This is a genomic window from Streptomyces sp. NPDC043176, from assembly GCF_056436715.1.
On record NZ_JBWKCA010000018.1, the window covers coordinates 143452 to 166487 of the forward strand.

Consider the following 23036-nt stretch of genomic DNA (forward strand, 5'->3'; position numbering starts at 1 on the left):
GGTCAGGTCATGGGCCGCTTTCGCCGCCGGGGACAGAGAACGGCTACTACGACAAGGACGCGGACGAGAACCTCGACTTGCTCGGCATGGTCCGCAGCGCGGAGCGGGGACCCCAAGATCCGCGAAGAGAAGGCCACCAAGTCGATCTCCAGGAGTTCCTCAACTACTTCACCGGTGCGAAAGCCCACGACGTGACCCGCTTAGACCCGGGCCGGTACGGCGGGGGTCTCGCCTGCGGCCTCTCCCAGGGCCTCGACGGCGACCAGGCGGTGTGCGCCTGGAGCGACGCCACCAGCTCCGGCGCGGTCCGGATCGTGCAGTCGACTACCCTCGCCGACGAAACACAAGCTCAAGTGCCTTGACCAGTGTCGACGGGGGCGGGTTCGGAGCTGAACGAGCCCTGGCGAGGGCACTGCTAACCAGAGGCCTAACTGATCGTTTCAGAATGAAACGCTTGGCCAGAGAGTTGCGCGCTGAGATGATGCGGACTCGGCTGCGTGGTGGGGGACGGGGACGCCAGATGACGCGATGGCAGCTCTTGCATGGAGACGTCCTGGTCGGTGAGCTCAGTGAGTACGGTTGTGATCAGCCGTTCTTCCTGGCGCGCTTCGCCCCGGGGCCGGGCTGGGAACGCGTGAGGTCGTTGTTCGAGGCATGGGCGGCCTATGAGGGCCCTGACCCTGATGGGCACAGGTTCGTCGCCCTGGCCAAGCCGTTGCAGGATCTGGGGCTCACGCTGGCTCCAGTTGAGGGTCGGCCTCCGTTGCAGCTCTTCAAGGACTGCATCGTGCGTATCAACGGGTCTGAGGCCCGTCTACGCTACTGACCGGGCGATTGGCCGCGCTGGAGCTGGCGGAGGCATATGAGGCTGCAGGCCAGTTCGAGCAGGCCCTGGTGGAGATCGGCGCGTCGTTCGTAGCGGGTGCGGAGCCGTTTGAACCGGTGCAGCCAGGCGAAGGTACGCTCGACCACCCAGCGCACTTTGCCCAGTCCGGAGCCGTGGGCGACGCCGCGTCGGGCGATCAGGGGTTTGATGCCGCGCTTCCACAGCAGGCGGCGGTACTTGTCGTAGACGTAGCCCCGGTCGGCATACAGACGCCGGGGCTTGCGGCGGGGACGTCCCCGTCGGCCCCGGATCGCCGGGACAGCGTCGAGCAGCGGCAGGAGCTGGGTGACGTCGTGCCGGTTCCCGCCGGTCAGCGTGACAGCGAGCGGGGTTCCGTGCCGGTCGACGATCAGGTGGTGCTTGGAGCCGGGGCGGGCACGGTCGACGGGCGAGGGGCCGACATGATCCCCCCTTTCGAGGGCCCGGACATGCGAGCCGTCCACGGAGCAGTCGTCCAGGTCCAGCAGGCCGGCGCGGCGCAGCTCGCTCGACAGGGCAGCGTGCAGGCGCGGCCAGACGCCGGCCTCGGTCCCATCCCGCAGCTCAACTCATTCAGGACGTCCAGCGTCTCGTCGACGTACCGCCAGGCGGTGGCCTCGGACATCCCGGCGGCGGCTCGGTTTCGCGCATGCGGACAGCGGTCATTCCTGCTCGGTAGCATGCATACCATTGCATGAACGGCATCCAGGCCGGGCTTTCAGACCGCCCACCAGCGGAGATGCCGCCAGGTCGTCTGGTTCCGCGAGGACGCGGAGCCGTCGGGTGCTGGGGAGGTACAGAGAAACGGGGGGTGCGGCATGCATCGGCGGGTGCTACTGGGTCGCGATACGGAGCGTCGCACGCTGGCTGCCCTGGTGGAGCAGGGGGCCGCCGGTTCGGGCGGCGCTACGGTGATCACCGGGGCGCCGGGGATCGGCAAGTCGACGCTGGTCGCGGAGGCCGCGGCCGCGGCAGCACGCGGCGGGACCCGTGTGATCACCGCTGTGGGGGTCCAGTCGGAGGAAGACCTGCCCTGTGCCGGCCTGCACCAGTTGGTGCACCAACTACGCGACGGAATCGACGACTTGCCGGGACGTCAGCGCACCGCGCTGCTCGCGGCCGTCGGGCTCGTCGACGAGGCCGTACCCGATCTGTACCTCGTCGGCTTGGCCGCGCTGACCCTGCTGACGGACGCGGCGGCGAAGGCGCCCCTGCTGGTGGTCGTCGAGGACGCCCACTGGATGGACCGTGCCAGCCTCGATGTGCTCGGGTTCGTGGCGCGGCGGATCGAATCCGACCCCCTCGTTCTGGTCGCCGTCACCCGGCGCCTCGACGACCGCCTCAGCAGTGCCGGCCTGTCTGTGCTGCACCTGGGCCCGCTGACGGACGAGGTGTCGGGTGAGGTGCTGGACGCGGTGGCCCCCGGACTGGGACAGCAGGTCAGACGGCGGCTGTTGGAGGAGGCCGCCGGGAACCCGCTGGCACTGACCGAGCTGCCGGTTGCGCTGCAGTCGGTCGGCGGGGCGTACGCGCTCAATCCGGGTCCGCTGCCGCTGACCGCGCGGCTGGAGCGGACGTTCACGGCACGGGTCTCCCGCCTGCCGGCCGACACCCGTGCGGTCCTGCTCCTCTCGGCCCTCAACGGTGACGGGACGATGGACGAATGCCTCGCCGCGGCGACCCGGATGCTCGGGACGGCGGTCGGCGTCGGTGCTTTCGAGGCGGCGATCGACGCGGGCCTGGTGGAGGCCCAGGGGCTGGCCTTCAGGCACCCCCTCATCCGCTCGGCGATGCACCACGCCGCCACCGCCGTGGAACGCCAGGCCGCGCACGCCGCGCTGGCCGCCTCGCTCCAGGGGCAGCCCGATCGGCAGGCATGGCACCGTGCCGCCGCCACCGCCGGTCTCGACGAGAGAGTGGCACGGGATCTGGACTCCACTGCCGGCAGAGCCCTGCGGCGAGGCGGTGTCGCCGCAGCTCTCGCTGCGCTGAGACGGGCGGCGGAGCTGACGAAGGACCCCTCCGCGCGGGCGGACCGGCTGCTCCGGGCGGCGGAGCTCGCACTGGAGTCGGGCCAAGGAGACGTCGCGACGCATCTGCTGACCCAGGCGCGCTCACTGGACCTTTCGGCACGGGACCAAGGCCGCGCGGCCTGGGTCAGCATCGCTCTGGCCGAGGGGACGCGGGGCGAGGGCGCCGCGGCCGCCGAGCTGGCCGAGCTGGCGGTCGAGATCGCCGCCGGCGGCGAGTCGACACTGGGGCTGCGCATGCTGTGGAGCGCGGTCCTGCAGTGCTTCTGGGGAGAGCCGGGCCCGGCCGCCCGCGAGCGGGTCGCCGCCGCTGCCGACCGGATGCCCGTGCCCGCCGACAACGCCGATCTGGTCGCTCTGCGGGCGTACTCGGCGCCGGTCGAGCGTGGGGAAGGGGCCATGGAGGGCTTGGCGAGTCAGCTGGAGCGCTCATCGGAGAACGCGGAGGGGGACCAGCTCCTGGGCGCCGCCGCCGTGACGGTGGGCGCTCCCGCCCTGGCGAGACGGTTGACGGCGAGGTCGCTGGACGCCCTGCGAGCGCAGGGCAGGCTGTCGATGCTGGCCCGCGCCCTCTGCGTCCAGGCGGGGAGCGCCGCACGGCTGGGTGACGTGCGCGCTGGTTCCCTCGCCGCGGAGGAGGCCGCGTCGCTCGCCCGCGAGACCGGTCAGCCTCTTGTGCACGCGATGGTGAATGCCATCCGCGCGCAGCTGGCCGCCGTCAACGGCGACCCGGCGGCAGAGGCATGGGCGGCGGAAGCCGAACGCGAGGCCCTTCCCAGCGGAGGGCGCCCGGTACTGGCCATCATGCAAATGGCCCGCGGGCAGGCGGCCCTCTGCCAGGGCCGCTACGGCGACGCGTTCGGCCACCTGCACCGCGTCTTCGACCCGACCGACCCCGCCTTCCACCCCTGGCTGCGCTTCTACGCGGTCGCGGAGCTGGTCGAGGCGGCGGTGCGCAGCGAATCCGCGGGGGTGGCACGCGACATCGTGCGGGAGCTGACCCCGCTCGGGGAATCGACGTCTTCGCCCGCCCTGCTCTGCGGGTTGCGACTGGGCCGGGCCCTGCTGAGCCCGCAGGATGCCGCCGAGCCGCTGTACAGGGCGGCCCTCGACGCCGTCCCCACGGACTGGCCGTTCGAGGGGGCGCGGGCGCGCCTCGCCCTGGGCGAGTGGCTGCGGCGTCACCGGCGGCCCGCGGAGTCCCGCGTCGCCCTGCAGGCCGCACGCGAGATCTTCGACGCCCTCGGCGCGTCGGCATGGGCGGAGCGGGCACGGCAGGAGCTGCGCGCCGCGGGCGCGTCGTCCCCGCGCCAGGATCCGGCCGCGGTCGACCGACTGACCTCGACCGAGCTGCATGTCGCCCAGCTCGCCGCGCAGGGTCTGACGAACCGGGAGATCGGCGAGCGGCTGTACGTCTCGCCCCGGACGGTGAGCACCCATCTCCAGCGGATGTTCCCCAAACTGGGGGTCACGTCCCGCGGCGAACTCGCCGCGGTGCTCGGCGGCACGACGACGTACCCCGAAAGCGCAGCGTCATGACGTACGCGAAAGACGCAGCACCATGACGTACGTCGAAGCCGTAGTCCGACGGACGCGGTCCGGCCTGCTTGATTCCTAGGTTTGTGCCATGCCCGGTGCGCACACGGCGGACGGGCGGGAAGGCACACCATGGGAACCATCACCGTCGGCACCGAGGGCTCGACCGGCATCGACCTCTACTACGAGGACCACGGGACGGGGCAGCCGGTCGTCCTGATCCACGGCTACCCGCTGGACGGGCAGTCGTGGGAGAAGCAGACCGATGCGCTGGTCAAGGCCGGCTACCGCGTCATCACCTACGACCGCCGTGGCTTCGGCCGGTCGAGCAAGACCATGACGGGCTACGACTACGACACCTTCGCCGCCGACCTGGACACCGTACTGACGCAGCTGGACCTGCGTGACGTGGTTCTCGTCGGGTTCTCGATGGGCTCGGGCGAGGTCGCCCGCTACCTCAGCGTCCACGGCTCGGAGCGGGTGGCGAAGGCGGCGTTCCTCGGTTCGCTCCAGCCGTTCCTGCTGCAGACGCCGGACAACCCCACCGGTGTGCCGCAGAGCGTCTTCGACGGCATCGCGGAGCAGGCGGAGGCCGACCGCTACGCCTGGTACGAGAGCTTCTTCGTCGACTTCTTCAACACCGACGAGACGCTCGGGTCGCGGCTCAGCGAGGCCGCGCTGCGGGCGAACTGGGCCACCGCCATCGACTCGGCGCCCATGGCGGCGTACGCGTGCGTCCCGGCGTGGCTGACGGACTTCCGGGCCGACGTGGAGCGCATCGACGTGCCGTCGCTGATCCTGCACGGGACCGCCGACCGCATCCTGCCGATCGACGCCACGGCCCGCGAGTTCCGCCGCCGCCTGCCCGAAGCGCGGTACGTCGAGATCGACGGCGCTCCGCACGGGCTGCTGCTCACCCACGCGGCCGAGGTCAACGCCGCCCTGCTCGACTTCCTCGCCGCCTGAGAGCCGGCGCCTGTCACGAAAGGACCGCACTCCTGTGCCGGTTGTCAACAACCCTCTGCCCGAGCGCGACCGCGAGACCGCGGGTGCAGCGCTGCAGGCGACCCTGGCCGACCTTCTCGACCTGTCCCTGGTGGCCAAGCAGGCCCACTGGAATGTGTACGGCCCGCGCTTCCGCTCGGTCCACCTCCAGCTCGACGAGGCCGCCACCGTCGCCCGGAACCACGCCGACACGGTGGCCGAGCGCGCGGCCGCCCTGGGCGTCAGTCCGGACGGACGGGCCGGGACCGTTGCGGGAACCAGTGGCGTGCCCGCCCTTCCGCCGGGCTGGACCAAGGACAGCGACGCCGTCGAGGCCTTGGTGTACGCGCTCTCCGCCGTGACCGAAAGGCTGCGTGAGCGCATCGTCGCGATGGGCCCGGTGGATGTCGTCACCGAGGACCTCCTCGTCGGACTCACGGCCGATCTCGAGAAGCAGAGCTGGATGTTCCAGGCGGAGAACCGGGTCTGATGGGGGAGAAGAGCATGGGTGTCGAGGGCACGAGCACCGACCGGTTCGAGCCGGTACGGGCGGCGCTGGTGGCACACCTCGAAGCCGGCGAGGAGCTGGGGGCGTCGATCGCCGTCGATGTGGACGGGGTCGTGGAAGTCGATCTCTGGGGTGGCCACGCGGACGCGGCGCGGACCGTTCCGTGGCACCGGGACACGTTGGTGAGCATGTGGTCGACCACGAAGACCCTCACCAATCTCGCGGCTCTCATCCTCGTCGACCGGGGCGCGCTGGATCTGCACCGCCCGGTCGCGCACTACTGGCCCGAGTTCGCCGCCCAGGGAAAGGAGCACATCGAGGTGCGGCACGTTCTGGCCCACACCTCGGGACTCTCCGGCTGGGAGCAGCCCTTCTCCATGGAGGATCTCTATGACCGGCCCACCGCGAGTGCCCGGCTGGCCGCGCAGGCACCCTGGTGGGAGCCGGGCTCCGCGTCCGGCTACCACGTCCAGACCCAGGGGCAGTTGGTGGGAGAGCTCGTCCGGCGGGTCAGCGGCCGCAGCCTGACAGAGTTCGTCGCCACCGAGATCGCCGAACCGACGCAGGCCGATGTCCAGATCGGCGCGCGACGGGCCGACTGGCCGCGTATCGCCGATCTGGTGGCCCCCTCGCAGCCGGGCGGTATACCCACGGGTCTTGATCCCGAGGGGATCTTCACCAGGACGCTGCTCGGAAGCCCCGCGCGCGACGAGCACGTCGACACCCCGCAGTGGCGCTCCGCCGAACTCGGAGCCGTCAACGGACACGGCAACGCACGAGGCCTGGCCCGAGCGCTCTCCGTCATCTCGCGGCGCGGCCAGGTCAACGGCCGCCGACTTCTCTCCGAGGAGACGGTGGACAAGGTGTTCGACGTCCAGGCCGACGGAGTCGACCTGTTCCTGGGCGTCCCCGTCCGCTGGGGCATCGGCTACGCACTCGCCGATCCGAGGACGATGCCGCACATGCCCACCGGGAAAATCTGCTTCTGGGTCGGCAGGGGCGGGTCGATCGTCATGATGGACCTCGACCGGCGCGTCACGTTCTCGTACACGATGAACCGGGTGGGCGACGGGATCCTCGGCTCGGAGCGCACGCACATCTACCTCAGGCGCGTCTACGAAGTCCTGGAGGGTACCGGCTGAGGTGTGGCCGTAGGCTCCGCGCGGGGGAGCCTACGACACACCGCCGAACGTGCCGTCAACCGCCTCAAGCTCTTTCGCGCGGTTGCCACACGCTGCGGGAAACGGCTCCGTATCCACCTCGACACCGTCGCACTCGCAGCACTCATGATCTGGCGCCGCACATGGACCATGGTCCGGGAAACATTGCGCAGGAACGCGAGTGAGCGGCCGTCATCCGGCTGAAGGGGAGCTCGCTCCCCCATCCGGTCGAGGCTTCCGCGCCCACCATGCGACGCGGCAATCGTCACGAAGAGCGAGGGCTACGGCACCACCTCGGCCCTGGGCTCGATCACGTGGAAAAACCGCTGCCCGTGGCACGTCGCACCGCCCTCCATGTCCGCGAACCAGCAGTCCGCCAGCGGCTGAATCGGTCCGGTCGCCCCAGGAGGACGGCGCTCCTCGCCCGGTGGAAGGGCGAGGGCGAAGCCTCAGGACCACCCTCGGGCCGCAGCCCGGCAGCCGCTTTCCTGGCCGCTGCCCACCAGGGCTCCGATCCGCGCTGCTCACGCGGTGTAGACGGACACCCGTCAATTACGTACCGGCGAAACGACCCGGGCCCCGTTCCTCGACGCACCCAGCTGCCTCGCCTTTCGGTCCGTCGAGCACCATTCATCGAACAAGAGGGATTTCACCCATGCGCAAGACCCACCCCGTCCGTCCGGGCAGCAGATCCGTACTGCTCGGTGTCACCGCGGCCGTCGGACTGTCCGTCGCCGCCGTCACCCTGCCCGCTGCGGCAGACGCCACGCCCCACCACCCCGTACGTCCGACGATCGTGCTGGAACACGGAGCGTTCGCCGACGCCGCGAGCTGGGACAGTGTCGTCGCCCGGCTGCAGCGCGCGGGCTACCCGGTGGTGTCCGCCGCCAACCCGCTGCGTGGTCCGGCGAGCGATGCCGCTTACCTGCGCAGCGTCCTCGACCACATCGACGGGCCCGTAGTCCTGGTCGGCCACTCCTACGGCGGCACCGTCATCAGCCAGGCCGCTGCGGGCCTCGAAGGCAAGGTGAAGGCGCTGGTCTACATCGCGGCGTTCCTGCCGGACGAGGGCGAAAGCTCGATCGGACTGACGGACAAGTTCCCCGGCAGCACCCTCGGCCAAGCCGTCGAGTCCGTCCACTACGTCCTGCCTGACGGTGATCAGGGCGCGGACGTGTACATCAAGCCGGAGAAGTTCCGCAGCCAGTTCGCCGCAGACGTGCCGAAGGACAAGGCCAGGCTCATGGCTGCGGGGCAACGTCCGATCGCTGCCGCCGCTCTGGAGGAGAAGTCCACCCAGGCCGCCTGGAAGACGATCCCCTCCTGGTCACTGGTGACCACGGAGGACCGCAACATCCCAGTGGCTGCCCAGCGCTTCATGTCGGCCCGCGCCCATGCCCGCACGACGACCATCGACGCGTCACACGCGGTATCCGTATCCCGCCCCGAGACCGTCACCCGCATCGTCGAGCAGGCGGCCCGCACGGTCCGATGACCGAGGGCCCCGCCCTGTCGCTCACCGCACGTCCCCGCACAGCGGGTCTGATACGGGTTCGGGTGACAGGCTGACCTGCCCCACCAACGCGGTTCCAGTTCTGGTGACCGAACCTCTTTCATCCTGTGCTGGAGGGCGAAATGGGCCGGTCAGCGGGCGTGGTGACGAGACAGAGCCCCTGGTCGTCGGCGTGGTGATTCCGCTCACCACGCCAACGACCGAAGGGGCCCTGAAGGTTTTCGTATCCTGCCGTGCTCGGCGGACGGCTCGCATGTCCGGGCCCTCGAAAAAGACTTCACTCCCGTAGGCCGCAAAGTCCACATCGACCTCAATGCCGTTGTCGCACACGAGGCGCCACCCTGCCCCATGAACGGTGCAGGAGTAGGCGCCGACCTGCCCGCTTCGGCTGATCCGGCGCGAACGGGCGAGGCCGAGGACATCTGCCAGTCGCTCAAGCGACGGGATCGCCACCCTCATGGCCTCGTCAATCGTGTTCAGAGCGTGGACGTAACCGAGCACGAGGTCCCGTGCAGCCCCAACACGTTCCATACGACGCCATCCCCCTTGAGCCCGTGAGTGAAGGGATCCTTCCACGGGCCGCCGGCGTCTCCGCAGGACAGCATTCTGAAACGATCAGTAGTTGGGGGTGACGCTGCCGTCGTACACGTGGTCCGGGGTGATGATCCGGGTGACCGCACGGGCGAGCAGGGTCGACGGCTCCTGGTTGTCGACGCGGCGGATGTCCGTGTTCATCATCAGGACCAGGGTGGCCTTCTGCGACGGCAGGTAGACGGTGACGGTCTCGTAGCCGGGGATGGAGCCGTTGTGTCCGATCCATCCGTCGGTGTCGAGGATGCCGAGGCCGTAGCCGGTGCCGGGGAAGCCCGTCGGGAGGGTCTTCATGCGCTGCGCCTGGGTCGCGGGGCTCAGCAGCTCACCGGTGGCGAGGATCTTCGCCCAGCGGCGCAGGTCCTCGAGGTCGGAGATCATCGCGCCGGCCGCCCACGCCCAACTGGGGTTCCAGTCCGTGGCGTCCGCGACGGCGCCGCTCAGTGTCTGGTCGGTGTAGCCGCGCGGGTGCGGCTCGGGGAACTCGGAGCCCGGCGGGAACAGCGTGTGCCGCAGGTGGGACGGGCGCAGCACCCGGTGGTGGATGACGTCGGCGAGCCGGTGACCGGTGACCTTCTCGATCACGAGGCCCAGCAGGACGAGGTTGGAGTTCGAGTACTCGAACTCCGCGCCCGGCTCGAAGGTGTTCTTGTGCTTCATGCCGTACGCGAGGGCCTCCTCCGGCGTGAAGGAGCGCTGCGGGTCGCTCAGCAGGTCGTGGATGAAGTCGGGATCGGAGGTGTACGGGAACAGCCCGCTGCGCATCTCCGCCAGGTGGCGCAGGGTGATGTGCCCGCCGTTGCGCACGCCCTTGACGTACTTGGCGATCGGGTCGTCCAGACCGACCTTGCCGTCGTCCACGAGCTGGAGCAGCGCGGTGACCGTGAACGTCTTGGTCTCGCTGCCGATCCGTACGACCGAGTCCTCCCTCATCGGCTCCCCCGTCGCCGTGTTCGCGACCCCGGTCGCCCGGACGTACTTCCCCTTCCCCGGCATCCACACCCCGACGACCACACCGGGAATCCCCGCCTGCTTCCGCACGTCCTCGATCGCCTTGTCCAGCCGCGCCTCCATCTCGGGGCCCAGACCGCCCGGCGGGCAGTCCCCCTGCCCGTGGCGGTCGGCGACCGCCGCGTGCACCACGGGGGCCGGAGCCACCGCCATCGGGGCGAGTACGGACGCCACGAGCAGCGTCGCGGCGAACAGACGTCGGGTGGGGATACGTCGCATCTCGGGCGCCTTCTCCTGATCGGGAAACGGACGGCCACATCACCATCCCGCCCCCGGCCCCGCGTTCCCCTCCCGCCCACATCGCCCCGAGTCCACTCGTTCGGAGCCGCGGAGCCCGTCCCGGCCGCCGCACGGTCCTCAGCCCCGCGCCATGTGCTGTGCGAGCGCCTCCAGCCCCGCGCGGTGGCCGTACGGCGCCGGCGGCCTGCGCGGCGGCCCGCGCGAGGGGGCCGGGGTCCCTAACCGAACGCGTCCGTCACGCAGTCGGCGGCGCAGTGCCGGTGTGCGAAGCGCCGGCGCAGGGCGGCCGCCGCGTGGCGGGGTTCGACGGTGTCGTAGCCGTAGTGCTCGCGGGCGAGGCGGACGACGGCCTCGACGGTGACGATCGCGGGCTCGCCGTCGCCAGCGGAACGGCGGGCCGCGGCGATGGCCTGGTCGGCGGCGCGCTGGAGGGCACGGACGTAGTCGCGGTGGGCGATCCGGCGCGCCCGGGAGGCGGCGAAGGGCCGTACGGCCCGGCCCTTCCACAACAGGCCCGCCAGGATGAGCCCGACGCCCACGACGCCGACGAGCACGCCCACGAGGGTGTCGAGGTTCCACCGCATGGCCGGCCCCCTCCTGATTTCACGGCTCGGCCCGAGTCTAGGGGGTGCCCTGCCGGTCGGGCCGGACTCCCGGGGCCTGCATGGCACCCCTTAGGGGTGCCGGTGGCGCGGGCGCGCCCAGGCGGGTGCCCAGACGTCGGTGGCCGGGGGGAGACCGTGCGGGGTGGCGGCGAGGTGGTCGCGGAGGACGACGAGGGCGGGGTGGGGGTTGTCGACGGCCCAGAGGAGGGAGTGGGGGTAGACGAGGGTGGGGCCGTGGACGGCGATGCGGCGGAGGTCGTGGGTCTCGGGCCAGACGAGGCGGGTCCGGGCGCCGACGAAGGTGGCGAGGTCGGGGGAGTCCGCCACGGTGTCGAGGAGGGGTTCGGTGCCGAAGTCGGGGCCGGTCACCTCGATGGCGAGCCCGAACTCGGCGGCGAGGTCGGCGTAGTACGCGGCCCACTCCGTGCCGCTGACGATGCCGGGCACCCAGATGCGGTGTCCGGCGAGCCGCGCGGGCGCGACCTCACGGGCGCCCGCGAGGGCGTGCGCCGGTCCGGTGAGGAGCTGGAGCGGTTCGTCGAGGACCGGGAGGGCCTCGATCCCCTCGGGGAGGCGGCTGCCGGGCATGGTCACGGCCCGGAAGGAGGCGTCGATGGTGCCGGCCCGGAGGGCGGCGACCGCGGCCTCGGCGTCGAAGAGCGTCACGACGTCGAGCTCGATCCGGGGGTGGGCCCGGTGGAAGTCGCGGAGCAGGCCCGCCGGGGCGAGGCGCCGTCCGAGCACGTCCACCCGGAGCGCGCGTCGGCCTGGTCGCACGGACGCGACCGCGCGTGCCTCGGCCCGGAGGAGGGCGCGCGCGTGCGGCAGGAAGGCCTGCCCGTCGATCGTGACCCGGGCCCCGCCCGCGGTGCGGGTCAGCAGGCGGACGCCGAGGTCCTTCTCCAGCGCGGCGACGCGCTTGGACACGGCCTGCTGAGTGATCGACAGCTCGTCGGCGGCCTGGCGGAACCGGCCCGAGTCCACGACCGCGAGGAAGGTGCGCACCGCTTCGAGATCCACGGACGGCACTGTACGCCGACAACCCGGGGTTGTGGCGTGACCGGCTCGCGGTTGTTTGATCCCGGTCTCCTCGGCCGGATTTGATGGTGGTGGTCGACGCGTGGTTGTCGGACCGGTCGGCGAGAGGGGTGGGCGAATGGCGGGCGGGGTGTCCCTCGGGAGGGACTTCGGGTGGCTCTGGGGGGCGTACGCGGCGAGCACCCTGGGCACCTGGGTGGCGTTCAACGCCTTCCCGCTCCTCGCGATCACCGTCCTGCACAAGGGTTCCGCGGAGGTCGCGGCGCTCGCCGCGGTCGGCGCCGCGGTGGGCGCGGCGGTCGCGGTGCCGCTCGGTCCGTGGGTGGAGTTCCGCCGCAAGCGACCGGTGATGGTCGCGATGGACCTCGTGCGGTGCGCCGCGCTGCTCGGTGTCGCCGTCGCGTACGCGCTCGGCCGGCTGGGGTTCGGCCACCTCCTGGTCGTCTCCGTCGTCGTCGCCGGGGCCGACATCACGTTCGGGGCCGCCTCGGGTGCCTGCCTCAAGGGGCTCCTCCGCCCCGAGGACCTGCTGCGCGCCCAGGTCCGGCTCGAATCCACCACCTGGACGGCGACTGTCCTCGGACCCCCGCTCGGCGGTGCTCTGCTAGCGCTGTTCGGTCCTGTGGCGACGGTGCTGGCGGACGCCGTGAGCTATCTGTTCTCGGCGGCCGGCATCCGCGCGATCGGGGCGGCCGAGGCGCCTCCCGAGCGACCCGCGCGCGTACGGAACCGACCGAGGCTCCGCGACCTGGCCGTCGGGTGGCGCCACATCCTCGGTCACCCGCTGCTGCGTCCGCTCTTCCTCAACGCGGTGCTCGTCAACGGGCTGATCATGGCGACCGCGCCGCTGCTGGCCGTCCTGATGCTGGGGCCGCTGGGCTTCGCGCCGTGGCAGTACGGCCTCGCCTTCGCCGTCCCCTGCCTGGGCGGGCTCGTCGGCTCGCGACTGGCACGGCCCCTCGCCGCGCGGTACGGGGGGCACCGGGTGCTGCGGGTCGCCGGTGTGCTGCGCGTGTGCTGGCCGGTCGGCCTGGCCTTCGTGCACCCCGGCGTCACGGGGTTGCTGCTCGTGATGGGTGTGGAGTTCGCGCTGATCGCCTGCGCGGCCGTGTTCAACCCGCTGCTGGCGGCCCGCCGCCTCGAGCTGACGGCGACCGACCGGGTCGCCCGGACGCTGACCGCCTGGTCGGTCACCGCGAAGGCTTCGGTGGCGGCGCTGACCGCGTCGTGGGGCCTCCTCGCCGGCCTCGTCGGCCCACGGGCCGCGATCGCCCTGGCGGGCGTCCTGCTCCTGGCCACCCCGCTGCTGCTCCCGCGCGGCGACCGCCTCCCGGCGGCGGGGAGCGAGGCGGGGCGGCGGAAGGAGGAAGAGGCGGGGCGACGGAAGGAAGGAGGGGCGGGGTGGCGGGATTGACACGTGTAAGTGAGCGGTGACACGCTCCTTGCCCGGCCCCCGGCCCTTCCCGGTCCCGCGGCGCCCCGTGCAGAAGGAGCAGCACCCCATGAGCACCACCGTCACCACCGCCCGAGGGCCCGTACGCGGCGAGCGCCGTGCCGACGGCAGCCTCCGCTTCCTGGGCATCCCGTACGCGCAGCCGCCGGTGGGCGACCTGCGGTTCGCCGCGCCCGTACCGCCGGAGCCCTGGTCGGAGCCGCTCGACGCCACCGCGTACGGGCCGACGGCGCAGCGCCGCCCGTTCGCCGAGGTGACGACGATCCCCGAACCCTCGATCCCCGGCGCCGGCGTCCTGAACCTGAACGTCTTCACGCCCGACGCCGCCCCCGCGGCGGGCCTGCCGGTCCTCGTGTGGATCCACGGCGGCGGGTACGTGGCCGGCTCGGCCGCCAGCCCCTGGTACGACGGTGCCGCGTTCAACCGCGACGGCGTCGTCGTGGTCTCGTTCGGCTACCGGCTCGGCATCGAGGGCTTCCTCCACCTGGAGGGTGCTCCCGACAACCGGGGCGTCCGGGACTGGATCGCCGCCCTCGAATGGGTGCGGGACAACATCGCGGCCTTCGGCGGCGACCCGGCCAAGGTGACGATCGCCGGCCAGTCGGCGGGCGGCGGCGCCGTCCAGACGCTGCTCGCCGTCCCGGCCGCCAAGGGCCTGTTCCGGGGCGGTATCTCCGTCTCCGGCGCCGTCCTGACCCCCGACGGTCCCGAGGTGGCCCGCGCCGCGGCCCGCCTCTTCACCGCGCGCACCGGGATGCCGGCCGGCGCCGAGGCGCTGCGGGACCTGACCGACGAGGAACTCCTCGACCTCCAGGACCGCCTGGCGGAGCCCGGACCGGACCGCGAGGGCCTGCCGCCGATGCTGGCCCTCGCCCCCTTCGCGGACGGCGAGCTGATCCCCGTACCCGTGCGCGACGCCCTGACGGCGGGGGACGCGGGCGCCGACGTCCCGCTGCTGCTCGGCTTCACCGAGCACGAGTTCACGATGGTTCCCGCGCCCGGCCCCGACGGTCCGCCGCTCCCCGTCCTGCTCGGCGGCCTCGGTCTCGACCCCGCCCGCACCGGCGCGTTCGCCGAGGCCTACGCGGCCGACGGCGAGGCCCTGCTGTTCGGCCAGGCACTGACCGACGCCACCTTCCGCGCCCCGAACCTCGCCGTCGCGGACGCCCGCGCCGCCCGCGAACGGCCCACCTGGTTCTACGAGTTCACCTGGCGCTCCCCGGTCACCGGCCTGGCCTTCCACTGCCTCGACCTGCCCTTCGCCTTCGACGTCCTCGACTCCGAAGGCGTACGCGAGGCGGCCGGTGACGCGCCGCCCCGTACCCTCGCCGACGCCCTGCACCGCGCCTGGGTCTCCTTCGTCACCGACCAGGACCCCGGCGACGACTGGCCGCGCTACACCGCCGACACGCGCGCCACGATGGTCTGGGACGCGGAGCCGCGGATCGTCGCCGACCCGCTCCGCCGCGTCCGCGAGCTCTGGCTCGACTGAGGCGGGGCGCCCGGTTCGCCCGAGGGGGCGGGCCCGGACCGTGTCACACGTTCTTCACACGCCGTGCATGGTCCGCCGGGCCGGGCGCCACGATGATCGATCGTGCGCCGGGTCCCGGACCGTACGCCAGGGCGGTCCGGGACCCGGCGTGCGCCCCGTCAGCCGTCGCCGCCGCCGGGGCCGCGAGGCGTGCGCGCCCGTGTAGGGCCCGGGCACCACCGACGCCCGCCGAGGCATGACCACCCCCCGCACGGGGCATTCCCAGCATCGGGCCCAGCCCACCGCACCCGCCACGGACGGACAGGACCGCCAGATGCCCATGGACTTCGCCGACCTCCCCACGCCACTGATCGCCGATGCCTGCGTGCGCCTCGGGGAACCGCTGCGGGCCGCGCCCGCCGGGATCTCGTCCGTCGTGCCGGGGCAGCGGGTCTCCGGACGGGCGTTGCCCGTGCGGCACTACGGAAGCGTCGACGTCTTCCTGGAGGTCCTGGCGCGTGCCGAGGCGGGGGACGTCCTGGTGATCGACAACGGCGGGCGGCGGGACGAGGCGTGCATCGGAGACCTCGCCGTGCTGGAGGCGGAGGCGGCGGGTGTCGCCGGGGTCGTGGTGTGGGGTCTGCACCGCGACACCCCGGACCTGGTGGAGATCGGGGTGCCCGTGTTCTCGTACGGCCGGCACGCGCCCGGTCCCGTGCGGCTGGACGAGCGGGACGCGGACGCGCTGACGGCCGCGCGGTTCGGAGGGTTCGCGGTGAGCGGGGACGACTTCGTCTTCGCCGACGACGACGGGGTGCTCTTCGTCGCGGGCGCCCGGCTTGAGGCCGTGTCGGCGACCGCGCGGAACATCTTCCGGACGGAACGCGAACAGGCACGCCGCATCAGGGCCGGCGAGACACTGAGGGAGCAGACCCGGTTCGACGCGTACCTGAAGGGGCGGGAGGAGGACGCCTCGTACACCTTCCGGCGGCATCTGCGCCGGATCGGCGGGGCGATCGAGGAGTGAGCCCGGACGGGCGCGGCGCGGGCCGGGCGCGGCCGGGCGTCAGCCCTCGAAGCCGACGGTGCCGTCCGGGAGGACGGCCTCGACGCGCGCGCCGTGCTCGACGGTTCGGCTGACGGTGCAGAACTTCTCGTGGGTCAGGCGGACGCCGCGGGCGAACACCTCCGCGGCCTTGGGGTTGTTGTCCGGCAGGTCGAACTCGTAGCTGACCCTGATGCGACCGATCCGGCCGTCGTCGTCGGGGCCGGACACCGACTCCACGACGATGCGCAGGTCGTCGTGGTCGACGGCTCGCGCGGTCCGGTCGACGACGAGACCGCCGCAGCCGCCCATGGCGGCGAGCAGCAACTCGACCGGGGTGAAGGAGGGCTGGGCGTCGGCGTCGTCCGCGGTGGCCATGCGCACCTCGGCCCCCCGGTCGTTGCGGGCGGTCCAGTTCCGGTAACCGGTGCGGACGGTCTCGATGCGGTAGTCGGCCATGACGGGGGTGCTCCTCGCTCGTACGGTACGGTCGCCGCCACGCAACCCCACCGTCCGCGCCCGGCCAAGCGGACGCGCCGGGCGCACGCGGCGGCACCGGGTCAGTATCCGTGCCGACGACCGGGAGCCGTACCGGCGCGGGCCCGGACGACCGTGCCCCAGGCCTCGGCGACCGCGCCCCAGACCGTGCGGAGCGCGGGTTCCGCACGCCGTACGGACGCCACCGCGGCCTCCGGGGAGCCGCCCGAGGCGCGGACGTCGTCGCCGTCGCCCGCCGCCCACTCCGCGACGGTCCCGGCGTCGACCTCCGGATGGAACTGCACGCCCCACGCCGCCGTTCCGGCGCGGAAGGCCTGGACCGGGCAGTCGTCGCCGGTGAGGAGCGGTACGGCGCCGGGCGGGAGGCGGTCTATCTCGTCCCAGTGCCACTGCGCGGCGAGGGCGCCGTCCGGTACGCCGCCCAGTACGGGGTCCGTCGTGGCGGCGGGCAGCCGGCGCACGGGTACGGCGCCGACTTCGGGGCCCTGGGGCCGTCGTGTGACGGTACCGCCGAGGGCGTGGGCGAGGACCTGGCCGCCGAGGCATATCCCGAGCAGGGGCACCTCGTCGGCCACGGCCTCGCGGACGAGGGCGCGGACCCGCGGGAGCCATGGCGCGGCCCCGTCGTCCTCGCAGTTGGCCGAACCGCCGAGGACCAGCAACCCGGCGTGGCCGCGCAGCGTTCGCGGCAGCGCCTCGCCCCGCCAGGCCCGCACCACGTCGAGCCGGAGTCCGGTGCGCAGGAGGTGTTCGCCGACGAGGCCGGGCCCGGCCTCCCGCTCGTGCTCCACCACGAGGACGGCGGGCACCGCGCCCCCCGCCGGCCGGACCGTCGCGCTCGTTCCGGTCGTCACGGTCGCCTCGATCGTCATCGTCGTGCCCCTCCGCCCGTCGTCCCCCGGGATTCCGTCGTCCCCTGGGATTCCGTCGTACGTCCGACCTTCCGAGGATCTCCGATGAACCGCCGCGGCGGGACCCCTCGTCGCCCACTTCGTGCGGAGGAGCCGCCCCTTCGTGCGGAGGAGCCGCCTCTGCGTGCGGAGGAGCCGTCCCTTCGCGCGGAGGAGTCGTCCCGCCCACCGCGTCTGAGTAGCCGGATGCGCGCGCCTGAGTACGCCGACCGATACGCCGCCGGCCGCCCCCTGGTGGACTGTGGGCATGACTTCCGAAGCCCGGCGCAGCCGCCCCCTCCAGCACGTCACCGCCACCGGTGCGGCTCTCGCGGTGGCCCTCGGCCCGCTGGTGATCGGTGCGCTGATCGCCCGCTCGGTGGGCGGTGACCCGATGGTCTCCGTCAACGCCTTGATCGCGGGCGGCGGCCAGCGGGCGCGGGTCTCCCGGGCGCAGCTCCGCTCGGGCGCCGGGCGGGCGCTGGGGGCCCGGCGCGGGCCGCGGATCCGGCGGGCGTCGGGCGGCCCGGGCGACGGCGGGCCCCTGCGACGGCGTCGTCCGCGCCGAACGGCTCCCGGAGGTACGCCGGATGAGCGATGATCGTCGCCCTGAGGATACCCGGCGGTAGCAAGCCGGGGTCATGGCGAAAGGGCACACCGAATGGCGAGGCGGCACCCCGGGCGGGACGACCACACGAGCGGCACCGGGGACGGGGGCGCGAGTCCGGCGGACGGGGACCGGCCCGGCATCGACCGGCGCCGGTTCCTCGGTTACGTGCTCGCCGCGCCCACCCTCACGGTGGCGGCGCAGATCGGCGCCGAGGCGCTCGTGCCCCGGCAGGCACAGGCCGCGGCGCCGGCGCTGGTGCCGTCGCTGCCGGGACCGGCCGAACTCCTCGACCTGAACGAGCTGCTGACGCTCGCCGCGCTGCCCACCAGCAACCTCATCACGATCCGCATCGACGCCGAGGGCACGGCCCACTTCGCGCTGCCCCGCGCCGAGGTCGGCCAGGGCGTCACCACCTCCAGCGCCATGATCGTCGCCGAGGAGCTCGACCTTCCCCTGGACAGGGTGAAGGTCACCCTCGCCGACGCGCGGCCCGAGCTGCTCTTCAACCAGCTGACGGGCGGCTCCAACACGACGTACTCCACCTACACGCCGATCCGGGTCGCCGCCGCGGTCGCGCGCGGTCGTCTGCTCCAGGCCGCCTCCCTGGTCCTCGGCGAGGCCGTCACCACCCTCACCACGAAGGCGGGTGCCGTCCTCTCCCCGACCGGGGCGCTGCTCGGATACGGCGAACTCGCCGCCAGGGCCGCCGCCGTCACCGACTCCGCGGTGGAGGTCACCCTCAAGGATCCGGCCCGCTTCCGGGTCGTCGGCACCGGTCAGCGACGGGTGGACGCGCTCGACGCGGTCACCGGGCGCAAGAAGTTCGCCATGGACCTCCAGGTTCCCGACGCCCTGCCGACCATGGTGTGCCGCCCGCCCACCATCAACGGCACGGTCCGATCGGTGGCCAACCTCGCCGAGGTCCGGGCCATGCCCGGGGTCACCGACGTCGTCACCGTCTCCACCGGCGTGGCGGTCCGCGCCCGCACCTTCGGCCAGTGCGTCGACGCCGTACGGGCCCTGGTCGTCACCTGGGGGCCCGGCACCGCCGAGGGCGCCTCCGACGCCACCGTCCTCGAGGAGCTCCGCCGCGCCGAACTGCCGCTGGTGGTTCCGGCCCTGCCGCTCCTCACCAAGGCCGTCGACGCCCGCTTCACCTTCCACTTCGCCAGCAACGCGGCCCTGGAGACCAACTGCGCCATCGCCGACGTGCGCCGGGACTCGGCGGAGATCTGGGCCTCGCTGAAGGCGCCGATCGTCGCCCAGGAACAGATCGCCCTCAAGCTAGGCCTGCCGCCCGGCGCCGTCCGCGTACACGTCACCGAGGGCGGCGGCTCCTTCGGCCGCAAGCTGTTCGCCGACGCCGCCCACGAGGCCGTCGAGGTCTCCCGGGCCATGGGCAAGCCCGTCAAGCTGATGTGGCACCGCACCGACGACTTCCGGCAGGGCCGTACGCACCCGATGTCGACCTCACGGGTACGGGCCACGTACGCGCTCGGCGAGGTCCTCACGTACGAGCAGCGCCACACCTCCGTCGCCACCGACTTCGGCCACGGCGTCGGCGAGGTCCTCACGGCGGAGGCGGCCAGACTGCCGGTCGGGGACGCCGCCTTCTCCCAGACGATGTTCCAGCTCACCCAGATCAGCCCCTACCACCTCGGGGTCACCACCCAGCTGCTCTCCGAGACGGACGAGGGCTTCAACACGGGCTCGATGCGGAACATCTACTCGCCCAACGTCCGCTGCGCCCAGGAACTCGTCATGGACGAACTGGCCAGGAGGATGGGCCAGGACGGGTACGCGCTGCGCCGCCGGCTCGTCAAGGACGCGCGGGCCCGCGCCGTCCTCGACAAGGTCGCCGAGGTGGGGGAGTGGGGCCGGACCATGGCGGCCGGCACGGCCCAGGGCATCGCCGTCCACACCGAGTACCACTCCGCGGTCGCGGTCCTCGCGGAGATCGACTGCCGGCCCGGGACCACCGGCCGGAAGATCCCGAACGCGTACACCGGACCGCGGGTGACCAAGGTGGTCTGCGCCGTCGACGTCGGTCTCGCGGTCAACCCGCGGGGTCTGGAGGCCCAGATGATGGGCGGGATCGCCGACGGCATCGCGATCACCCTGACGTCCGGACTCCACCTGCGTGACGGGCACTTCCTCGAAGGCAGCTGGGACCAGTACTTCTACACCCGCCAGTGGAACACCCCGCCCGAGCTGGAGATCATCGTGATGCCCCCGACCGGCGACAAGCCGGGCGGCGCGGGCGAGCTGGCGGTCGCCGGCGCGATGGCCGCCGTCGCCTGCGCCTACGGCCGGGCGACCGGCACGATGCCGACGGTCTTCCCCGTCAACCACGCGGAGCCGCTCGCCTTCACCCCCCTGCCGACCGTCCCGCCCGTCCCGGCCTCGCCCACCGACGGCCGCGACCGCACCATCTGAGAGCTGGAGTCCCCGTGCCGCAGCACACCTTCATCCTGAACGGCAAGGCCGTCACCGCCGACGTCGAGGGCGACGTCCGGCTCCTGTGGGTCCTGCGTGACGTCCTCGGCGTCACCGGCCCCAAGTACGGCTGCGGGGTCGGCGTCTGCCGGGCCTGTACGAGCCACCTCAACGGCAAGGCGTTCACACCGTGCGCCGTGCCGGTCGAGGACCTCGCCCCCACCGACGAGGTCACCACCATCGAGGGCCTCGCCGACACCGTCGACGGCGAGCTCCACCCGATGCAGGACGCCTGGCTCGACCTGGACGTCGCCCAGTGCGGCTACTGCCAGCCCGGCCAGATCATGACCGCCGTGGCGACCGTGCGCCGCGCGCGCGAGGCCGGCCGGGAGGTCACCGAGGCCGACCTCGACGCCATCCGGAACATCTGCCGGTGCGGCACCTACCACCGGATCCGGCAGGCCGTCCTCGAAGGCGCCCGCAGGATGGAATGACCGGTAGTTCGTACCGCGAAGACCATCCGTTGGTGTCGCGAAGGCATTCCGTTCGCATGGCGAAGGACGATGGCGGAACGACGAGCGCGGTGACCGCGCCGGCGCGCGGCGCCTTTCCGGTGAACGCGGTCTACGCGGACGCGGGCCGAGCGTACGGGCCGACGCCGCAGCAGGGGCAGTTGCTCTGCGTGCTGATGCCCGGCCCCTCCGGGACGGGCGGGCCCGGCGCCACGCTGGGGCTCGCCGGGTCCAGCCTGACGGGGCCTGGTGGACCGCACCTCCCGCCTCGGCTTCGTCCACCGCGAGCCCGGCCCCGACGACCGCAGGGCCGTGCGGGTGGCGCCACCGCAAGGTCCGGGAGGTGTCCCCCTACGACGAAGGGGCCGAGCGCTTCTCCCGTACCGCGTCCAGGTACTCCGCCACGGCGTCCCGGTTCCGGGTCAGGCAGCGGATCCGGTCGGTCATCCGGTCGCGTTCGTCCTCCAGCGTCGCCAGCATCTCCGGGGTCGCGTCGGGGAAGTGGATGATCCTCGGCTTGTTCAGACAGGGAAGGATCTGCTTGATGATGCGGGTCGGCAGCCCGGCGTCGAGGAGCCCCCTGATCTGCAGGACCCGGTCGACGTTCGGCTCGTCGTAGACGCGGTAGCCGTTCGGCAGCCGGTCCGCGACGATGAGGCCCTGCTCCTCGTAGTAGCGCAGCAGTCTGCGCGGTGTTCCGGTGCGCTCCGACAGCTCGCCGATCCGCATGGAAGCCCCCTCCGGGCGATCGCTTGACCTTCACATCGATGTGAGGGTTCGAGCATACGGAGCATGAGCCACGACACGTCAGGGGCGGCCGGTCCGGTGACCCGCGCGCCCGAACCCGGCGAACACCGCGCGACCACAGGCCGGTTGCCGCTCCCCGCCCTGCTCGCCCTCGCCACCGCCGTCTTCGTCACCGGCCTCACCGAGACCCTCCCGGCCGGCCTGCTGCCCGCGATGAGCGCCGGGCTCGGCGTCGGCGAGGCCGCGACGGGCCAGTCGGTGACCGTCTACGCCCTCGGCACCGCCCTCACCGCGATCCCCCTGGCCGCCCGGACCGCCGCGTGGCGCCGCAAGCGCCTGCTGCTCACCTCGGTCGCCGGATTCGCCGCCGCCAACACCGTCACCGCCGCCTCCTCCTCGTACGCCCTCACCATGGGCGCCCGGTTCCTCGCCGGAGTCGCGGCGGGCGTCGCCTGGGCCCTGCTCGCCGGATACGCCCGCCGACTCGCCCCCGCGCACCTCCAGGGCCGCGCGGTCGCCGTCGCGATGACCGGCATCCCGCTCGCGCTCTCCCTGGGGGTGCCCGCAGGCACCTTCCTCGGCGAGGCCGCGGGCTGGCGGACGTCCTTCGCCGCGATGACCGCGATCGCCGCCGGACTCCTCGGCTGGATCGCGCTCGCCGTCCCCGACCTTCCCGGCGAACCACGCGGCGCCCGCGCCCCGGCGGTCCGGACCCTCCGGGTCCCCGGCGTCCTCCCGGTCCTCACCGTCACCTTCGTCCTCGTCCTGGCCCACACCGTGCTCTACGCCTACGTCGCCGCCTACCTGGGCCACGTCGGCCTGGGCGGCTCCACCGGACTCGTCCTGCTGGTCTTCGGCGCCGCCTCGCTCGCCGGCATCGGGGTGACCGGCCGTCACATCGACCGCGGGCTGCGTGCCCTGACGCTGGCCGGGACGCTCCTCGTCGCCGTCGCGGCCGCCGCTCTCGCCGTGCCGGCCGGGAGCACCGCCCTCGTCCTGGTGGCCGCCGCCCTGTGGGGGCTCGGCTGGGGCGGGGCGCCCACCCTGCTGCAGACGGCCGTCGCCGAGGCGGGCGGGGACGCCGCCGACACCGCCCAGACGATGCTGGTCAGCCTCTGGAACGCGGCCATGGCGGCCGGCGGCCTGGCCGGCGGTCTTCTCCTCGACCTGCTCGGCGCGGGCGCCCTGCCCTGGAGCGTGCTCCTCCTGCTCGTCCCGGTCGTGGCCGTCGTGGTGGGAGCCCGCGCCCACGGCTTCCCCGTCCGGCGCCGTGACGGCTGAACCGCGGACCCG

20 protein-coding genes and 1 pseudogene are annotated in these 23036 nt (G+C 72.9%); 13 read left to right on the forward strand and 8 right to left on the reverse strand.

Annotated features, from left to right (window positions below; all coding sequences use genetic code 11):
• Window positions 1-86 precede the first annotated feature (86 nt).
• A complete protein-coding gene (locus AC067A_RS26860; protein ID WP_479245051.1) occupies window positions 87-362 on the forward strand; it encodes a hypothetical protein in 276 nt (91 codons plus the stop codon).
• A gap of 457 nt (window positions 363-819) precedes the next feature.
• On the opposite strand, the pseudogene AC067A_RS26865 reads toward AC067A_RS26860, so the two are convergent.
• Window positions 820-1428 (reverse strand): annotated as a pseudogene (locus tag AC067A_RS26865) (IS5 family transposase); the annotation flags it as partial.
• Window positions 1429-1683: 255 nt separating this feature from the next.
• Here AC067A_RS26865 and AC067A_RS26870 point away from each other — a divergent pair.
• The 5 genes from AC067A_RS26870 (at window position 1684) to AC067A_RS26890 (ending at window position 8578) form a co-directional block, all read left to right on the forward strand.
• Window positions 1684-4434, forward strand: a complete 2751-nt coding sequence (locus AC067A_RS26870; RefSeq protein WP_479245052.1) for an ATP-binding protein — start codon at window positions 1684-1686, stop codon at window positions 4432-4434.
• Between the two features lie 129 nt (window positions 4435-4563).
• Window positions 4564-5397, forward strand: coding sequence for an alpha/beta fold hydrolase (locus tag AC067A_RS26875; protein WP_479245053.1), 834 nt, complete (start codon window positions 4564-4566; stop codon window positions 5395-5397).
• A 34-nt stretch (window positions 5398-5431) separates the two neighbouring features.
• Entirely contained in the window at window positions 5432-5905 is a 474-nt protein-coding gene (locus AC067A_RS26880; RefSeq protein ID WP_479245054.1) for a Dps family protein, read from the forward strand.
• The gene (locus AC067A_RS26885) at window positions 5905-7065 is read left to right on the forward strand and encodes a serine hydrolase domain-containing protein (RefSeq protein WP_479245055.1); all 1161 of its coding nucleotides are present in this window, start codon (window positions 5905-5907) and stop codon (window positions 7063-7065) included. Before AC067A_RS26880 ends, AC067A_RS26885 begins: the two co-directional genes overlap by 1 nt.
• A gap of 673 nt (window positions 7066-7738) precedes the next feature.
• Window positions 7739-8578, forward strand: coding sequence for an alpha/beta fold hydrolase (locus tag AC067A_RS26890; protein WP_479245056.1), 840 nt, complete (start codon window positions 7739-7741; stop codon window positions 8576-8578).
• Window positions 8579-8599: 21 nt separating this feature from the next.
• Here AC067A_RS26890 and AC067A_RS26895 read toward each other — a convergent pair whose 3' ends face one another.
• The 4 genes from AC067A_RS26895 to AC067A_RS26910 form a co-directional block, all read right to left on the reverse strand.
• Window positions 8600-9127 (reverse strand): DUF6896 domain-containing protein, encoded by a 528-nt coding sequence (locus tag AC067A_RS26895; protein WP_479245057.1) that lies wholly within the window; start codon window positions 9125-9127, stop codon window positions 8600-8602.
• A gap of 84 nt (window positions 9128-9211) precedes the next feature.
• Entirely contained in the window at window positions 9212-10417 is a 1206-nt protein-coding gene (locus AC067A_RS26900) for a serine hydrolase domain-containing protein (RefSeq protein ID WP_479245058.1), read from the reverse strand.
• 239 nt (window positions 10418-10656) lie between these two features.
• Window positions 10657-11022, reverse strand: coding sequence for a hypothetical protein (locus AC067A_RS26905; protein ID WP_479245059.1), 366 nt, complete (start codon window positions 11020-11022; stop codon window positions 10657-10659).
• Between the two features lie 90 nt (window positions 11023-11112).
• Window positions 11113-12063, reverse strand: a complete 951-nt coding sequence (locus AC067A_RS26910) for a LysR family transcriptional regulator (protein WP_479245060.1) — start codon at window positions 12061-12063, stop codon at window positions 11113-11115.
• Between the two features lie 136 nt (window positions 12064-12199).
• Between AC067A_RS26910 and AC067A_RS26915 the strand changes: the two genes are divergently transcribed.
• The 3 genes from AC067A_RS26915 (at window position 12200) to AC067A_RS26925 (ending at window position 16032) form a co-directional block, all read left to right on the forward strand.
• Window positions 12200-13495: an MFS transporter gene (locus AC067A_RS26915; protein WP_479245061.1), complete on the forward strand. Its 1296-nt coding sequence runs from the start codon at window positions 12200-12202 to the stop codon at window positions 13493-13495.
• 88 nt (window positions 13496-13583) lie between these two features.
• Window positions 13584-15026 (forward strand): carboxylesterase/lipase family protein, encoded by a 1443-nt coding sequence (locus AC067A_RS26920; protein ID WP_479245062.1) that lies wholly within the window; start codon window positions 13584-13586, stop codon window positions 15024-15026.
• A 313-nt stretch (window positions 15027-15339) separates the two neighbouring features.
• Window positions 15340-16032 carry an RraA family protein gene (locus AC067A_RS26925; RefSeq protein WP_479245063.1) on the forward strand — a complete coding sequence of 231 codons (693 nt, stop codon included), beginning with the start codon at window positions 15340-15342 and terminating at the stop codon, window positions 16030-16032.
• Window positions 16033-16071: 39 nt separating this feature from the next.
• On the opposite strand, the gene AC067A_RS26930 is transcribed toward AC067A_RS26925, so the two are convergent.
• On the reverse strand, window positions 16072-16509 hold the full coding sequence (locus AC067A_RS26930) for an OsmC family protein (RefSeq protein WP_479245064.1): 438 nt from the start codon (window positions 16507-16509) through the stop codon (window positions 16072-16074).
• A gap of 101 nt (window positions 16510-16610) precedes the next feature.
• Window positions 16611-17420 carry a type 1 glutamine amidotransferase gene (locus AC067A_RS26935; protein WP_479245065.1) on the reverse strand — a complete coding sequence of 270 codons (810 nt, stop codon included), beginning with the start codon at window positions 17418-17420 and terminating at the stop codon, window positions 16611-16613.
• A 286-nt stretch (window positions 17421-17706) separates the two neighbouring features.
• On the opposite strand from AC067A_RS26935, the gene AC067A_RS26940 reads away from it, so the two are divergent.
• The 3 genes from AC067A_RS26940 to AC067A_RS26950 are packed head-to-tail and all read left to right on the forward strand — an operon-like array spanning window position 17707 to window position 20978.
• A complete protein-coding gene (locus AC067A_RS26940) occupies window positions 17707-18039 on the forward strand; it encodes a hypothetical protein (RefSeq protein WP_479245066.1) in 333 nt (110 codons plus the stop codon).
• A gap of 60 nt (window positions 18040-18099) precedes the next feature.
• Entirely contained in the window at window positions 18100-20484 is a 2385-nt protein-coding gene (locus tag AC067A_RS26945) for a molybdopterin cofactor-binding domain-containing protein (RefSeq protein ID WP_479245067.1), read from the forward strand.
• A 14-nt stretch (window positions 20485-20498) separates the two neighbouring features.
• On the forward strand, window positions 20499-20978 hold the full coding sequence (locus AC067A_RS26950; RefSeq protein WP_479245068.1) for a (2Fe-2S)-binding protein: 480 nt from the start codon (window positions 20499-20501) through the stop codon (window positions 20976-20978).
• Between the two features lie 369 nt (window positions 20979-21347).
• On the opposite strand, the gene AC067A_RS26955 is transcribed toward AC067A_RS26950, so the two are convergent.
• A complete protein-coding gene (locus AC067A_RS26955) occupies window positions 21348-21725 on the reverse strand; it encodes a MerR family transcriptional regulator (RefSeq protein WP_479245069.1) in 378 nt (125 codons plus the stop codon).
• A 63-nt stretch (window positions 21726-21788) separates the two neighbouring features.
• Here AC067A_RS26955 and AC067A_RS26960 point away from each other — a divergent pair, with 63 nt between their 5' ends.
• Window positions 21789-23024 carry an MFS transporter gene (locus AC067A_RS26960; RefSeq protein WP_479245070.1) on the forward strand — a complete coding sequence of 412 codons (1236 nt, stop codon included), beginning with the start codon at window positions 21789-21791 and terminating at the stop codon, window positions 23022-23024.
• The last annotated feature ends 12 nt before the right edge of the window (window positions 23025-23036 follow it).

What these genes read in the sequence shown, in the direction of transcription:
- AC067A_RS26930 (WP_479245064.1), bottom strand. Translation starts at nt 16,509, where the DNA reads ATGGCCGACTACCGCATCGAGACCGTCCGCACCGGTTACCGGAACTGG.
- AC067A_RS26875 (WP_479245053.1), top strand. Translation starts at nt 4,564, where the DNA reads ATGGGAACCATCACCGTCGGCACCGAGGGCTCGACCGGCATCGACCTC.
- AC067A_RS26935 (WP_479245065.1), bottom strand. Translation starts at nt 17,420, where the DNA reads ATGACGATCGAGGCGACCGTGACGACCGGAACGAGCGCGACGGTCCGG.
- AC067A_RS26960 (WP_479245070.1), top strand. Translation starts at nt 21,789, where the DNA reads ATGAGCCACGACACGTCAGGGGCGGCCGGTCCGGTGACCCGCGCGCCC.
- AC067A_RS26870 (WP_479245052.1), top strand. Translation starts at nt 1,684, where the DNA reads ATGCATCGGCGGGTGCTACTGGGTCGCGATACGGAGCGTCGCACGCTG.
- AC067A_RS26925 (WP_479245063.1), top strand. Translation starts at nt 15,340, where the DNA reads ATGCCCATGGACTTCGCCGACCTCCCCACGCCACTGATCGCCGATGCC.
- AC067A_RS26895 (WP_479245057.1), bottom strand. Translation starts at nt 9,127, where the DNA reads ATGGAACGTGTTGGGGCTGCACGGGACCTCGTGCTCGGTTACGTCCAC.
- AC067A_RS26940 (WP_479245066.1), top strand. Translation starts at nt 17,707, where the DNA reads ATGACTTCCGAAGCCCGGCGCAGCCGCCCCCTCCAGCACGTCACCGCC.
- AC067A_RS26945 (WP_479245067.1), top strand. Translation starts at nt 18,100, where the DNA reads ATGGCGAGGCGGCACCCCGGGCGGGACGACCACACGAGCGGCACCGGG.
- AC067A_RS26900 (WP_479245058.1), bottom strand. Translation starts at nt 10,417, where the DNA reads ATGCGACGTATCCCCACCCGACGTCTGTTCGCCGCGACGCTGCTCGTG.
- AC067A_RS26890 (WP_479245056.1), top strand. Translation starts at nt 7,739, where the DNA reads ATGCGCAAGACCCACCCCGTCCGTCCGGGCAGCAGATCCGTACTGCTC.
- AC067A_RS26920 (WP_479245062.1), top strand. Translation starts at nt 13,584, where the DNA reads ATGAGCACCACCGTCACCACCGCCCGAGGGCCCGTACGCGGCGAGCGC.
- AC067A_RS26915 (WP_479245061.1), top strand. Translation starts at nt 12,200, where the DNA reads ATGGCGGGCGGGGTGTCCCTCGGGAGGGACTTCGGGTGGCTCTGGGGG.
- AC067A_RS26905 (WP_479245059.1), bottom strand. Translation starts at nt 11,022, where the DNA reads ATGCGGTGGAACCTCGACACCCTCGTGGGCGTGCTCGTCGGCGTCGTG.
- AC067A_RS26885 (WP_479245055.1), top strand. Translation starts at nt 5,905, where the DNA reads ATGGGGGAGAAGAGCATGGGTGTCGAGGGCACGAGCACCGACCGGTTC.
- AC067A_RS26955 (WP_479245069.1), bottom strand. Translation starts at nt 21,725, where the DNA reads ATGCGGATCGGCGAGCTGTCGGAGCGCACCGGAACACCGCGCAGACTG.
- AC067A_RS26860 (WP_479245051.1), top strand. Translation starts at nt 87, where the DNA reads ATGGTCCGCAGCGCGGAGCGGGGACCCCAAGATCCGCGAAGAGAAGGC.